Origin of the sequence: Sphingopyxis terrae subsp. terrae NBRC 15098 (assembly GCF_001610975.1) — a bacterium.
In the GTDB taxonomy this organism is placed as follows: Bacteria; Pseudomonadota; Alphaproteobacteria; order Sphingomonadales; family Sphingomonadaceae; genus Sphingopyxis; species Sphingopyxis terrae_A.
In genome coordinates this window covers 1903802-1917466 of sequence record NZ_CP013342.1, presented here as the reverse complement: position 1 = coordinate 1917466, position 13665 = coordinate 1903802, and the positions used below count along the sequence as shown (strand labels likewise).

The window sequence follows — 13665 nt, the reverse complement described above, 5'->3', positions numbered from 1 at the left end:
GCTCAGGCGACGTCGGCTTCGTCGAGCAGCCAGTTGGGATCGCTGCTGCCGACCTTGCGGCGGAAGGTCCACAGATCGTCGGTCTGCACCCCGTCGGTCATCGATCCGGCGATCAGCTTGCCGTCGGCATCGCGCGTCACCGCGCTGATATCCGCCTGGTAGCGCACGGTGATGCGCGCTTCATTGCGGCCGAGTTCGACTGCGGTGATCTTGGCCGAATCGATCCCGATCAGGCGATTTTCCAGCTTTTCGCCGCGCGCTTCACGATCCTCGATCGCCGCGATGAAGCCTTCGTAGCTGTCGTCGTCGCACAGGTCGCGCAGCGTGTCGCGGTCGCCCTTCCAGAAGGCCTCGAGGATCATGCGATAGGCCGCCTGCGCGCCGTCCATGAAGCGGCCGGCATCGAAGTGGCGGTCGCTCGCCAGCAACTGGCGCAGACCGGCTTCGGCAGAGGGTTCATAGACAAGTCCGCTTTTCACCGGTGCCTGATCACGCGACGAGCCCGCCGCATCGGCTTCGTCGAGCCGCACCGGCGCCGGCGCGGCGCGGTCGTCGCGGCGCGGCATCACGGGTTCCTGCTCATGCCCCGTCCGCTTGCCGAGCACCGAATAGAGCCGCATGCCGAGGAAGGCGGCAATCATGGCGAGCAGGATGATCGAGAAAGCGGTCACAAGCAAATCCGATACGGACAAAGGGTAAAGACGTCACCTTTACATAGGCGATGCCGGCCCATGTTTCAAATCTCCATGCCCGCACCATCGCGGCGGGTCAACGATTCGTCCCTTCGACGGGCGCCCGGCCGCGGCTCTTGCAGCCATTGTGCTGGCGCGCCGCCGCTGCTAAGCGCCGCCGCAACCATTTGACGCGGGCCTTGCACGGCCTGCGGACGGTGACCCACAGTTCATCCATCGTTTCAACGAAAGCGCATCTGACATGGCCGACGAGACCAGCATCGACATCAATCCCGCACCGCAGGCGAATGGCGAAGACACCAGCCCCGCGATCGGCCTGATTTCGCAATATGTGAAGGATCTGTCGTTCGAAAACCCCAATGCTCCGGCGGTTTTCCAGTGGCAGTCGGCGCCGCAGATGGACGTCCAGTTCAACATCGCCGCCGACGGCGTCGGTGACAATCTGTTCGAAGTGACGCTGAAGATCGATGTCACCGCCAAGCATGACGAAGGCACGGCCTTTGTCATCGAGCTCAAATATGCGGGCCTGTTCGGCGTGCGCAACGTCCCCGACGATCAGCTTCAGCCCTTCTTCCTCGCCGAAGCGCCGCGCATCCTGTTCCCCTTCGCACGCCGCGTCGTTGCCGACGTCGTGCGCGATGGCGGTTTCCAGCCGCTGCTGCTCGACCCGATCGATTTCCACGGCCTGTTCATGCAGCAGGTGCAGGCGCAGGCCGAACAGGCGGGCGACGCCGCGCCGGTCGGCCAGGCCTGATCCCGACAGCGGCGGCCGGCTGATCCGATGAGCAGCCTGGTCAAGAACGTCGGGACGATCGGCGGGCTGACGCTGCTCAGCCGGATCTTCGGCTTCGCGCGCGACATGCTGCTTGCGCGCGTGCTCGGAGCCGGGCTGGCGGCCGACGCCTTTCAGCTCGCCTTCACCCTGCCCAACACCTTTCGGCGGCTGTTTGCCGAGGGCGCCTTCTCGGTCGCCTTCGTGCCGATGTACAGTCGCGCGCTGCACGGCAGCGAAGGCGACGGCGAAGCGGCGGCGGCGCGCTTCGCCGACGATGTGCTGTCGGTCTTTCTGTGGACGCTGCTCGTCTTTTCGGGCGTCATGATGGCCGTAATGCCGGGAATCGTGTGGATTCTCGCGCGTGATTTTGGCAGCGTTCCCGGCAAGTTCGAGCTGGCGGTCTTCCTCAGCCGCGTCACCTTTCCCTATCTGGCGCTGATCAGCCTCGTCGCGATGCTGTCGGGCCTGCTGAACGCGCGGTCGCGCTTTGCGCCCGGCGCCTTTGCGCCCGTGCTCCTCAACATCGTGCTGATCGGCGGGATCATCACCGGCTGGTGGCTGCGCGGCGACAGTCACGACGACCGGATCGTCGCGCTCGCGCTCGCGGCAGCGGTCAGCCTCGCGGGGGTTGCCCAGCTTGCCTATCTGTGGTGGGCGGTGCGACGCGCCGGGCTGCGCCTGCATCTGCGGCTGCCGCGGCTGACGCCCGAGGTCCGGCGGCTGGGCATGCTGATCCTTCCCGCCACGTTCGGCGCGGGCATCTACCAGATCAGCCAGTTCGTCGACACCTTCTTCGCCACCTCGCTGCCGCAGGGGTCGCTAACCTTGCTCAAGCTCGCTGACCGGCTCAACCAGTTGCCTCTCGGCATTGTCGGCATTGCGCTCGGCACAGCGATCCTGCCGATGCTGTCGCGCCATATTCACAGCGGCGACGCCGCCGAGGCGCAGCGGTTGCAGAGCAATGCCTTTGAAATGGCAACGCTGCTCACCCTGCCCGCCGCCGCCGCGCTTGCCATTTGCGCGCCCGCCTTCGTCACCGCCTTTTTCGTGGGCGGCAAATTCACTGCGGCCGACGGCGCAATCATGGCCGATATCGTCGTGGCACTGGTCGCGGGGCTGCCGGCCTATGTGATCGTCAAGATATTGAACCCCGGCTTTTTCGCGCGCGAAGACACACGGACGCCGGTGTGGACCGCGCTCGCCGCGCTCACCCTCAATATTGCGATCAACCTCTATGTCGTCGAACGCTATGGCATCGTCGGACTCGCCGGGGCGACCGCAGCTTCGGCAAGCTTCAACTGCCTGCTGCTCTATGCCGTGCTCCACCGCCGCGGCTGGTTCCATTTTACCGCCCGGCTGGCAAGCCGGATCGCGCGGCAGATCGTCGCGGTCGCGGCAATGTCGGCGCTGCTCGTCTGGCTGATGCCCGTCGTCGCCCCCTATTATGGCGGCAATGTCGCCGAACGGGTCGGCGCGCTCGCCGCGCTCGTGCTGGCGGGCGGCGCGACCTTTTTCGCCGTGGCTTTCCTTGTCGGTGCGCTTGACAAGGATCTGGTCGCCATGCTGACGCGGCGCCGCGGCAAGCCCGCGCCAACACAGGAGTAAGACATGCGGATCGTTTCGGGCATCCAGCCCACCGGAAATTTGCACCTCGGCAATTATCTGGGCGCGATCCGCAACTGGGTGCGGATGCAGGATCAGGTGGCGAGCGAAGGCGGCGACTGCCTGTTCTTTCTGGCCGACCTGCACGCAATCTCGATGCCGCACGTCCCGGCCGATCTGACCGCAAACACCCGCGCGATGACTGCGGCGCTCGTCGCCTGCGGCATCGACCCCGACCGTTCGACCCTGTTCAACCAGGCGCGCGTCCCCGCGCATGCCGAGCTGCAATGGTTGCTCAACGGCACCGCGCGGATCGGCTGGCTGAACAGGATGACGCAGTTCAAGGACAAGTCGGGCAAGAATCGCGAGGGCGCCTCGGCGGCGCTCTACACCTATCCGGTGCTGCAGGCGGCCGACGTGCTGCTCTATCAGGCGACGCACGTTCCCGTCGGCGAGGACCAGAAGCAGCATCTGGAGCTGGCGCGCGACATCGCGCAGAAGTTCAACAATGACTATGCGAGCGCGCAAGACCCGGTCTTCACCCTGCCCGAACCGATCATCCCGCCCGACGCGGCACGGATCATGAGCCTGCGCGACGGGTCGGCCAAGATGTCCAAATCCGATCCGTCGGACATGAGCCGCATCAACCTGACCGACGATGCTGACACGATGATGCAGAAGGTGAAGAAGGCGAAGACCGATCCCGAACCGCTGCCGTCCGAGGCCGCAGGGCTGGAAGGGCGGCCCGAGGCGCGCAATCTGGTCGGGATTTACGCCACGCTTGCCGACTCGAGCACCGACGCGGTGCTGCAACAGTTCGGCGGGCAGGGCTTCGGCGCGTTCAAGCCCGCGCTCGGCGAGCTGCTGGTCGAGCGGCTGGCGCCGATCAACGCGCGCTTCGTCGCGCTCAAGGACGACCAGACGGCGCTCGACGCGATCCTCGACAAGGGCGCCGACAAGGCACGCGCGCTTGCAAAGCCGACGCTCGACACCACATACAAAGTCTTGGGGCTTTGCCGCTAAGTCATTGTCTGCGTGGAACGGAGCTGCGACGAAGCGGGTTAAACCAAGGTTCAGCCGCGCCGGCGTAGTCATGCTATAAACGGTGTGTGCTGTGCGCGCACCGAATCACGGAGCATGATGATGAGCAAGACAATCTTTCGGCGTCTGGGACTCGCCGCCATGACGGGCGCGGCGCTGGTGATGGCCGGCTGTGCCGCCACGCCCTTCCGCGCCGATGTCGCGCGCTTCCAGACCCAGCTTCCCGCACCGCAGGGGCAGAGCTTCGCGATCGAGGCGAATGACCCGGCGCTGCAGGGCGGGATCGAGTTCAATCAATATGCGACGCTCGTCGCGGGTGAACTGACGCGCTATGGCTATCGTCCCGCCGCCCCCGGCGAAAAGGCCGACATGGTCGTGCGCATGGATTATGGCATCGACAAGGGGCGCGAACGCGTCGTCTCCTCGCCCGGCTTCGGCAATCCCTGGTACGGCGGCTATTACGGCCGCGGCTTCTATTCGCCGCCCGTGATCGTGCGCGGCCCCCGCGGGCGCCGCTATATTTACGGCTGGCGCGACCCCTTCATGTGGGGCGGCTTCGGCCCGAGCTGGGGCTATAATGACGTCGAAAGCTTCACCGTCTACACCAGCGACCTCAATCTGCAGATCAGCCGCGCCGCCGACGGCTATCGATTGTTCGAAGGCCATGCACAGGCGCAGTCACGCGATAATGACCTGACGCAGATCGTTCCCAATCTTGTCGAGGCGATGTTCACCAACTTCCCCGGCAATTCGGGCGAACGGGTGCGCATCACCGTGGCGCCGCCCGAAAAGAAGTAACCGCCAAAGGTGGTTTTGTAAAAGCCCGCCTTCAGGCCGAAGGCGGGCTTTTTCGTGCGCGGGTTATCGATCAAGCCCCGCCGCCGCGATCGCGGCGAGAGCGCTTTCGAGGCGGGCGTCGCCATCGCCTTCGACCCAGGCCCAGGGCAGGCGGCGGCGGTCGAGTTCGGCTATCGCGACATCCATGAACTGCCGCCGTGCAAGGTCGCTTCCGAACAGCCGCGTGCCGTCCTCGCGCCACGGCAGGTCGAGCGCGGGGACGAGGTAGAAGTCGGCGACATCACTCCAGGCGTCGATTTCGGGCAGGCGCCGGCCGAGCAGCATGATCGCCCACGCCTGCGTCATCAGCGGATCGGTGTCCGAGATCACCCACGCCGGGGCTTGCGCGAGGGCAAGCTTCGTCGCGGCGACATGGCCGTGAAAGATGGCGAGCAGATCGGCGGCATCGAGATCGGTGCCGTTCGCCTCGCAATAGGTGCGACCATATTCGGGGATGACCACGCCGCCCAGACGCGCAGCAAGACGCGGCGCCAGCTTCGACTTGCCGGTCGATTCGGCGCCGTGGAGGCCGATATGGCGCGTCATGCCGGCATCGCTGCGGGCGCGGCGGCGGCGCGGCGCCACTGGATCAGCCCGTCGATCGACAGTCCCAGCAGGACGACATAGACCGCGCTGGTCGCATAAAGGCCGCGCCACGCGAACAGCGGCACCGCGACCAGATCGACGAGAATCCACAGCCACCAGCTTTCGACCCGGCGCCGCGCGAGCAGCCATTGCGCCGCGATGCTGAGCATCGCGATGCCGCCGTCGATCCACGGCGCCGCGGCGTCGGTGTAGCGGTGCATCGCCGAGCTCCACGCGACCCAGGCCACCCCGACAGCGGCGCCCCATCGCCAGCGATCGCGGCCGGGCATCCATCCGACGGGCACGCCGCTGTCGTCGCGCGCGCGAACCCAGCTGAGCCAGCCGTAAAGATTGAGGACGAAGAAAAATCCCTGGAGCAGCATGTCGCTGTACAGCTTCGCTTCGAAGAAGACGAAAGCATAGAGGGTGACGGCAGCGAGCGCGAAAGGATAGTTCCACACCTTGCGCATCGCGACCAGCGCAACGTTGATCAGGACGAGCGCGGCGGCCAGCCACTCGAGCTGGCTCACTGCGCCGTCTCCGCGCCGCCGGCGATCCGCGGGCGGGTCCACAGCCCGTCGCGGGCGATCCGCCGCAGCGGCGGGCGGCGCAGCACCGACCAGCCGGCGCGCGCCACCCAGCCGAATTTCGCGGCGCGCGTCGTCGCGGTGCGATGGTCCCACGCATGATCGCCGCGGCGCCGCACCGCCCGCGCGATGTCGCCATAGATGCCCGCGGCCGCAAGCACCGCCCAGCGGCTGCGCGGCGGCAGCTTGCGCGCCCCCCAGCGCGCCGACGCTTCATATTCTCCGGCCATTTCCGCGAGCCATTTCGCCATTACGGCAAGACGTGGACGAAAGGCGGGATGCATATGCTGACCCGGCGGAATATCCAGCTCGACCAGCCAGTCGACCGGCAGATAGCAGCGGTCGGCCGCCGCATCTTCGGCAATGTCGCGCGCGATATTGGCGAGCTGGAAAGCTATGCCGAGGTCGGACGCACGGTCGAGCGTCGTTTCGTCCGTCGGATCGACCCCCATGACGAGCGCCATCGCGACGCCCACCGCGCCCGCGACATGATAGCAATAGCGCAACAGATCGGCCTCGCTGCGCGGGCGCCAGTCGGCGGCGTCGAGTTCGAAGCCTGCGACGATGTCGTCGATCACCGCGCGCGGGATCGCGACCTCGGTCAGCAGCAGGCCGAGCGCGTCGAAGGCGGGGTCGCCGGTCGGATCGCCGGCAAAGGCGCGATCGGTCAGGTCGCGGATGCGCGCGACCGCCGCCACCGCGTCGTGCCCCGCGCGCATGGTGCCGCCATGATCCTGCCCGTCGGTCAGATCGTCGGCGGCGCGGCACCAGGCATAGAGCAGCAGCACCCGTTCGCGTGTCCGCCGGTCGAACAGCCGGCTGGCGAGCGCAAAGCTTTTCGACCCGCGCGCGATGCTGTCGTGCGCAAAGCGGTGCAGGGCCGCCGCATCATAGCCCCCGGCCGCGGTCATTACAGATCGTCGGCCTTCATCGCGAAGATCGGCTCGTGCGGCTGGTAAGCGGCCATCTTGTCGAGCAGTTCGTCGATTCCCGCATCGACAATCATGATCCCGGCGTGCGCGGGCCGGATGAAGCCGACGTCGATCATCCGGCGATTGAAGGCGATCAGATCGTTATAGAAACCCGCCGCGTTGAGTAGCCCGACCGGCTTGGCATGATAGCCGAGTTGCGCCCAGCTGATCGCTTCCCACAATTCGTCCATCGTCCCGACGCCGCCGGGGATGGTCAGAAAGCCGTCCGACAGGTCGGTGAACATCTTCTTGCGTTCGTGCATTCCCGAAACGACGTGCAGTTCGGTGCAGCCGCGATGCGCGACCTCGGTCCCAACGAGCGCATCCGGGATCACCCCGATCACCTCGCCGCCCGCTTCCAGGGCGCTGTCGGCGACCGCACCCATCAGCCCGAGCCGGCCCCCGCCATAGACGACCCCGATTCCGCGGCTCGCCAGCGTCCGGCCGACGTGGCGCGCGGTTTCCATATAGATTGGGTCTTCGGGGGTTGCGGACCCGCAATAGACGGCAATGCGTTTCATCATTCTTCCAACATCAATTGGGCGGTCGCCTTCGCGCTGCCGACGACACCTGGAATACCGGCGCCCGGATGCGTCCCGGCGCCGACGAAGTAAAGGTTCGAAATCATATCGTCGCGATTATGGGCGCGAAACCACGCGCTCTGCCATAGCACGGGTTCGAGGCTGAAGGCGCTGCCAAGATGCGCCGACAGATCGCGGCCGAAATCGGCGGGCGTATAGTGAAAGCGCGTGACAAGATTGGCGCGGAGTCCGGGCGCGACGCGGCGCTCGACCTCTTCGAGGATCGCCTCCGCGAAACGCGCGCCGAAATCGCCGTCCCAGTCGGCCTTCGCCTTGCCGAGATGCGCGACCGGGGCGAGTGCGTAGAAGGTCGAATGGCCGGGCGGCGCCATGCCGGGATCGGTGATGCTGGGATGATGGAGGTAGAGCGAGAAATCGTCGGGCACCCTCCCGCCATAGATGTCGTCGAGCAGCCCCTTGTAGCGCGGGCCGAAGAGGATGCTGTGGTGCGCGACGTCCGGATAGTCGCCCTTCGCGCCGAAATGGATGACGAAGAGCGATGGCGACCAGCGCTTGCGCGCCAGGCTTTTGGCGACCTTTGCCCCACGCGAATGGTCGAGAAGATCTCTGTAGCTGTGCATCAGGTCGCCGTTGCACGCGACCATATCGGCAGCACCCTGCCAGCCGCCGGCGGTCACCACCCCGGTCGCGCGATCGCCCTGCGTTTCGATCCGCGCCACCGGATCGCCCAGCCGCAGCACCCCGCCCAGCCGCTCGAACAATCGCACCATCGCCGCGACCAGCGCGTTGGTGCCGCCGCGCGCGAACCACACGCCGCCGTCCTTTTCGATCGTGTGGATCAGCGCATAGATGCTGCTGGTCGTCATCGGATTGCCGCCGACGAGCAGCGTGTGGAACGACAGCGCCTGCCGCAGCCGTTCGTCCCTCACATAAGAGGATACGATCGAATAGACGCTGCGCCATGCCTGATATTTCGCGAGCGCAGGCGCTGCGCGTAGCATTGCGGCGAAATCGAGGAAGGCGACCGAGCCGAGCTTCACATAGCCTTCTTCATAAACCCCGCGCGAATAATCGAGAAAACGCTCGTATCCCGCGATATCGGCGGGATCGAGCTTCGCGATTTCGGCGCGCAGCGCCGCCTCGTCGTTCGAATAGTCGAAGTTGGTGCCGTCGGGCCAGTTCAGCCGGTAAAAGGGGGTAACGGGAACAAGATCGACGTCGGCCGCCATGTCCTGACCACTGAGCGCCCAGAGTTCATTGAGGCAGGGCGGGTCGGTGATGACGGTCGGCCCCGCGTCGAACGTGAACCCTTCGCGCTTCCAATGATAGGCGCGCCCGCCGGGCTTGTCGCGCGCTTCGACGACCGTGGTCGCGATGCCCGCCGACTGGAGCCGGATCGCGAGCGCAAGCCCGCCGAACCCCGCACCGATAACGATGGCCCTTCGCGTCATAGCCAGTCGAAACTCCCGATTGCCCTGATCGCCCGTCCGATAGGCACCGGCGGGCGGCCCGACAAGAGCCGCAGCCGGTCGGCACCGCTCGACGCGCTGGCGTAGAAGCGCGCGATCAGTGCCGGCGACAGGCGATAGAAGCGCTGGAAGATGCAATAGCGCTCGGCCGGTTCCGCAGCGCGGAACAGCATTGCGCCGAGCATGCGGTAAAAGCGCTGACGCCGCCACGCGGTCGCCGCATCGGCGCGCAGCCGCGCGCCCAGATCGGCGCGATCGACGAGCGCGGGAAGCGCCGCCGCGGCGCGCACCGCGTCGGGCAGCGAATAGCCGGTCGTGGCGTGAAAGCGACCCGCGCGCACGCCAATACGCGCCACGGCGTCGTCCCGCGGCCAGATCGCGTCGAAATCGCCCGCCATGACGACGGGCAGCCATCCGGTTTCCTCGCGCGCGACTGCACTGACCGTCCACCCGCGCGCCGCCGCATAATCGGCGATCCGCGCGCGAACCGCGCCGACGTCAAGGTCGGCATCGTCGCCATAATAGGTGTCCTCGACGAAGACGGTCTCGGCATCGAAAGGCAGACAGTAGACAAAGCGATAACCGCCAATCTGATCGACCGTCGCATCCATCACCACGGGCTGAGCGAGGCCGTGTCCACCCGCGACGCGCAGAGCCTGCCCGACGAATTTCTGCCAGCCGCAATCGACCCCCGTGAGGTCGCCGATCCCGCGCGCGTCGATGACGTGGCGCGCGGCGAGCCGGTCGCCGCCCTCCAGCAGCACCGATTGCGGCGCGAGCCGCGTCGCCGCCTTCGCGATCAGCCGTTCGGGCGGCAACAGCGCGGCGACCGCCTCCGCCAGCGTTTCGCTGTCGATGCTGTTGTAGGGCATGGCAATCGCCCGGCGATAGGCGGGAAAGGCAACGTCATAGCCGCTCCAGCGATGCGCGATCAGCGGCTCGATCAGCCAGCGGTCGCGCGCCGCGACGTCGCCGTCGAAAAAGGACCAGAGATGATTGCCGCCGACCGGCCCTGGCTCGATCAGCCGCACGTCGAGATCGGGGCGCCGCCGCGCCAGCGCAAGCATTGCCAGCCCGCCGGCGAGCCCGCCGCCGACGATGGCAATGTCGCAAGAGTCGGAATCGGCGCCGTTCATCCAGCAGCCCTAGCGAGGCTGGCGGCGAGCGGCTATCGCTTTCGCATGGCAGCGCTAGTTCCCGTCATCCGCTCCGCGACCCCCGACGATGCCAAGGCCATCGCCGCAATTTACGCGCACCATGTCGCGCACGGAACCGCCAGCTACGACACCGAGCCGCGCAGCACGCTCGCCACCGCGGCGCTGATTTCGGAGCATCGCGCAAAGGGCTGGCCCTTTCTGGTCGCCGAGGCGGCCGACGGCGGGATCGTGGGCTATGCCTATGCCAGCCAGTTCCGCCCGCGCGCCGCCTATGCCTGGGCGTGCGAGGACAGCATTTACGTGGCCCCGACGCAGCAAGGACGCGGGGTCGGCCGGTCCTTGCTCGCCGCGCTGCTCGACGCCGCCGAAGCATCGGGCTTCCGCACGATGGTCGCGGTGATCGGCGGCGCCGAGCCTGCCTCGATCGCGCTCCATACGGCGGCGGGTTTTGTCCATGCGGGGCGCCTCGCCGGCATGGGCTGGAAGCATGGGCGCTGGCTCGACACCGTCTATATGCAGCGCCCTCTCGGCGACGGCACCGCGAGCGCGCCCGCATGAGCGCCGCGCTCGCCATCGCGCTGTCGGCGCTTGCGATGACCTTGATCGTCGGCGGACGCTATCTGCTGAGCAGCGGAGGATTTGCGCTCGCAACGCGGCTCAAGCATCCCGGTCTCTATCGCGGGCTCGAGACGCAGATGCGGCGCGAAATCGGCTGGAGCCTTGCCAGCGCAGCGATTTACGGCATTCCGGCGGGCATCGTCGCCTGGGGATGGCAGGCGCGAGGCTGGACGGGCATCTACACCGACGTCCACGCCTTTCCCCTCTGGTATCTGCCGGTCAGCCTCTTCGTCTATCTGCTTCTTCACGACACATGGTTCTATTGGACGCATCGCTGGATGCACCAGCCGCGACTGTTCCGCATCGCGCATGCCGTGCATCACCAGAGCCGGCCGCCGACCGCATGGGCGGCGATGAGCTTTCACCCCTGGGAAGCTATCACCGGCGCGATCGTCATTCCGGCGCTGGTCTTTGTCGTTCCTGTCCATGTCGCGGTGCTGGGTCTCGTGCTCGCGATCATGACGCTGATGGGGGTCGGCAATCATATGGGGTGGGAGATGTTCCCGCGCGCACTCGTTCATGGACCAGCAGGGCGCTGGCTGATAACCGCGACGCACCATGAGCAGCATCACGCTGCCTATCGGGGGAATTATGGTCTTTACTTCCGCTTCTGGGACAAGGCATGCGGCACCGATATCGGGCTGGGCAGCTTTGGCGGCGCTCGTGCCGCTGCCGGTCGCGGCGACCGCGCCGCCTCACGCTCCGATGCCCGGCCCGACGCTTGAAGTCAGCATTACCGGCCTGCGCAACGTCAAGGGACAGATTCTTGTCTGCCTGACCGCCAGCCCAAAGGCCTTTCCCGACTGCAGCAAGGACAAGGCGTCGGTGCGGATGGCGGTAAAGGCGGCCGACGCCGGCGATTTCAAAATCCGCGGAGTCGTCGCCGGAACCTATGCCATCGCGGTGGTCCATGACGAGAATGGCAACAACAAGATGGACATGGCGCTGTTCCTGCCCAAGGAAGGCTTCGGCTTTTCGCGCGACCCGGCGATCCGCATGGGGCCGCCGAAGTTCAAATCGGCGAGCTTTGCCGTCACTGGCGACATGCGCCAGTCGATCAAGATGAAATATATGCTGTGACGATTGTGGGCTGCGCGGCCGCCCGCTAAAGCAGCGCGCGTGACCGGCCTCCCCACCCGCATCGCTTCGATCGCCGACCGCTGGCCCAAAGGGCTCGCGCTGTTGCTCGGTCTGATTTCCGCAACCGGTTTTGCGCCGCTGAATCTCTGGCCGCTGACGCTGCTTGCGCTCGCCGGGTGGATGCTGCTCGTCGCGCGGAGTCCGCGGGGCACGCGCGCCTTCGGGATCGGCTGGGGCTTCGGGGTCGGCCATTTCGCGCTAGGCCTCAACTGGATTGCGACCGCCTTTACCTATCAGGCGGCAATGCCCGCGTGGCTGGGGTGGATCGCGGTGGTGTTGCTCGCGCTCTATCTGGCGATCTATCCGGCGCTCGCAGCGTGGGGGGCGTGGCTGGTATCCACGCGAGTCGCCCCCGCGAAGGCGGGGGCCGCTGGCGGCTTGTCCAGCGCCGATGGCCTAAGCCCGATTCCGGCCCCCGCCTTCGCGGGGGCGACGCTCTCCTTCATCCTCGGCTTCGCTGCGCTCTGGACGCTCACCGAATGGCTGCGAAGCTGGGCGTTCACCGGTTTTGCGTGGAATCCGCTCGGCGCAATCGCCTCCGGCCCCTTTGCCTCGGCCTCGATCTGGATCGGGACCTATGGGCTGGGTGCCCTGATCCTGCTAATAGCTGGAGGGCTGCTGCTGGCTTCCGCGCGGCGATGGAAAGCGGCCGCGCTCGTTGCGGCGGGCCCGGTGCTGATCACCGCAGCCGCCATTGCCGGTATTGCGAGTTCGAGCGTCGCCGTCGCGATCAACGGCAAGGTCCCTGGTGCGCCCCCACGTACCCTAATCACCGTCGTCCAGCCCAATGTCGGGCAGCAGGACAAATGGGAGGGCAGCAAGGCCGACGCCAATTTCGCCAAGCTCGCGCGGCTGACCGCGCCCAAATCCGACGCGCCGCGCCTGATCCTGTGGCCTGAGGCGGCGATTCCCGACTATCTCGAAACCGGCTATCCCGCGGTCTATTACGACCGCTCGCCCGCTGAGGCACGCGGACGGTTGACCGCGCTGATGAACTCCGGCGATCTGATGCTGCTCGGCGCGCTCAAGCTGGAGTTCGACCGCACGGGGCAGGCCGTGGGCGCGCGCAACGCTGTGATGACGGTCCATGCCGATGGGACGCTCGGCCCGCGGTATGACAAGGCGCATCTGGTGCCCTATGGCGAATATCTGCCGATGCGGCCGCTGCTTTCGGCGATCGGCCTGTCGCGCCTCGCCCCCGGCGATCTCGATTTCTGGCCCGGCCCCGGACCTCATACGCTCGACCTTGGCGCCTTCGGCAAGGCGGGACTGCAAATCTGTTACGAGATCATCTTTTCGGGCCAGGTCGTCGACCGCGCCCACCGCCCCGATTTCATCTTCAATCCGTCGAACGATGCCTGGTTCGGTACCTGGGGTCCGCCGCAGCATCTGGCGCAGGCGCGGCTGCGCGCGATCGAGGAAGGGCTGCCGGTGATCCGCGCAACGCCGACGGGGATCAGCGCGGTGATCGACGCCGACGGCCGGATCGTCGAAGCGCTGCCGATGCACGCCGCCGGCCGCATCGACACCATCATTCCAAAGGCGCATGCACCGACCCTGTTCGCGCGTTATGGCAACATGCTGCCCGTCGGCTTTGCCCTGCTGCTGCTCGCACTCGCCATTGCCTTTCGGCGGCGCGGGCGCTAACA

At 66.6% G+C, this 13665-nt stretch carries 15 protein-coding genes; 8 read left to right on the top strand and 7 right to left on the bottom strand.

The window, feature by feature from the left end:
• Nucleotides 1-2: 2 nt before the first annotated feature.
• On the bottom strand, nucleotides 3-671 hold the full coding sequence (locus AOA14_RS09240; protein WP_238929766.1) for a Tim44/TimA family putative adaptor protein: 669 nt from the start codon (nucleotides 669-671) through the stop codon (nucleotides 3-5).
• 262 nt (nucleotides 672-933) lie between these two features.
• Between AOA14_RS09240 and secB the strand changes: the two genes are divergently transcribed.
• From secB to AOA14_RS09220, 4 genes are all read left to right on the top strand, one after another.
• Complete coding sequence (gene secB, locus AOA14_RS09235; RefSeq protein WP_003041665.1) at nucleotides 934-1446, top strand: protein-export chaperone SecB; 513 nt, start codon at nucleotides 934-936, stop codon at nucleotides 1444-1446.
• A 27-nt stretch (nucleotides 1447-1473) separates the two neighbouring features.
• Entirely contained in the window at nucleotides 1474-3072 is a 1599-nt protein-coding gene (gene murJ / locus AOA14_RS09230; RefSeq protein WP_062901581.1) for a murein biosynthesis integral membrane protein MurJ, read from the top strand.
• A gap of 3 nt (nucleotides 3073-3075) precedes the next feature.
• Nucleotides 3076-4092, top strand: a complete 1017-nt coding sequence (trpS, locus tag AOA14_RS09225) for a tryptophan--tRNA ligase (RefSeq protein WP_062901580.1) — start codon at nucleotides 3076-3078, stop codon at nucleotides 4090-4092.
• A 114-nt stretch (nucleotides 4093-4206) separates the two neighbouring features.
• Nucleotides 4207-4908: a DUF4136 domain-containing protein gene (locus AOA14_RS09220; RefSeq protein WP_082813247.1), complete on the top strand. Its 702-nt coding sequence runs from the start codon at nucleotides 4207-4209 to the stop codon at nucleotides 4906-4908.
• A 63-nt stretch (nucleotides 4909-4971) separates the two neighbouring features.
• On the opposite strand, the gene AOA14_RS09215 is transcribed toward AOA14_RS09220, so the two are convergent.
• The 6 genes from AOA14_RS09215 to crtY are packed head-to-tail and all read right to left on the bottom strand — an operon-like array spanning nucleotide 4972 to nucleotide 10237.
• Nucleotides 4972-5493, bottom strand: a complete 522-nt coding sequence (locus AOA14_RS09215) for an AAA family ATPase (RefSeq protein WP_062903093.1) — start codon at nucleotides 5491-5493, stop codon at nucleotides 4972-4974.
• Nucleotides 5490-6062: a nicotinamide riboside transporter PnuC gene (gene pnuC / locus AOA14_RS09210; protein WP_062903094.1), complete on the bottom strand. Its 573-nt coding sequence runs from the start codon at nucleotides 6060-6062 to the stop codon at nucleotides 5490-5492. The genes AOA14_RS09215 and pnuC overlap by 4 nt, the downstream gene beginning before the upstream one ends.
• On the bottom strand, nucleotides 6059-7030 hold the full coding sequence (locus AOA14_RS09205; RefSeq protein WP_062901579.1) for a phytoene/squalene synthase family protein: 972 nt from the start codon (nucleotides 7028-7030) through the stop codon (nucleotides 6059-6061). The genes pnuC and AOA14_RS09205 overlap by 4 nt, the downstream gene beginning before the upstream one ends.
• Nucleotides 7030-7611 (bottom strand): LOG family protein, encoded by a 582-nt coding sequence (locus tag AOA14_RS09200; RefSeq protein WP_003041684.1) that lies wholly within the window; start codon nucleotides 7609-7611, stop codon nucleotides 7030-7032. Before AOA14_RS09200 ends, AOA14_RS09205 begins: the two co-directional genes overlap by 1 nt.
• Nucleotides 7611-9083 carry a phytoene desaturase gene (locus tag AOA14_RS09195; protein WP_062901578.1) on the bottom strand — a complete coding sequence of 491 codons (1473 nt, stop codon included), beginning with the start codon at nucleotides 9081-9083 and terminating at the stop codon, nucleotides 7611-7613. The genes AOA14_RS09200 and AOA14_RS09195 overlap by 1 nt, the downstream gene beginning before the upstream one ends.
• Nucleotides 9080-10237 (bottom strand): lycopene beta-cyclase CrtY, encoded by a 1158-nt coding sequence (gene crtY / locus AOA14_RS09190; RefSeq protein ID WP_062901577.1) that lies wholly within the window; start codon nucleotides 10235-10237, stop codon nucleotides 9080-9082. Before crtY ends, AOA14_RS09195 begins: the two co-directional genes overlap by 4 nt.
• A 45-nt stretch (nucleotides 10238-10282) precedes the next feature.
• Between crtY and AOA14_RS09185 the strand changes: the two genes are divergently transcribed.
• Genes AOA14_RS09185 through lnt form a run of 4 tightly spaced genes read left to right on the top strand, consistent with a single transcriptional unit; the run spans nucleotide 10283 to nucleotide 13663 of the window.
• Complete coding sequence (locus AOA14_RS09185; RefSeq protein WP_062901576.1) at nucleotides 10283-10816, top strand: GNAT family N-acetyltransferase; 534 nt, start codon at nucleotides 10283-10285, stop codon at nucleotides 10814-10816.
• Nucleotides 10813-11601: a sterol desaturase family protein gene (locus tag AOA14_RS09180; protein ID WP_062901575.1), complete on the top strand. Its 789-nt coding sequence runs from the start codon at nucleotides 10813-10815 to the stop codon at nucleotides 11599-11601. The genes AOA14_RS09185 and AOA14_RS09180 overlap by 4 nt, the downstream gene beginning before the upstream one ends.
• Nucleotides 11582-11956 carry a DUF2141 domain-containing protein gene (locus AOA14_RS09175; RefSeq protein ID WP_238929765.1) on the top strand — a complete coding sequence of 125 codons (375 nt, stop codon included), beginning with the start codon at nucleotides 11582-11584 and terminating at the stop codon, nucleotides 11954-11956. Before AOA14_RS09180 ends, AOA14_RS09175 begins: the two co-directional genes overlap by 20 nt.
• Before the next feature lie 39 nt (nucleotides 11957-11995).
• Entirely contained in the window at nucleotides 11996-13663 is a 1668-nt protein-coding gene (gene lnt, locus AOA14_RS09170) for an apolipoprotein N-acyltransferase (protein WP_202988454.1), read from the top strand.
• The last annotated feature ends 2 nt before the right edge of the window (nucleotides 13664-13665 follow it).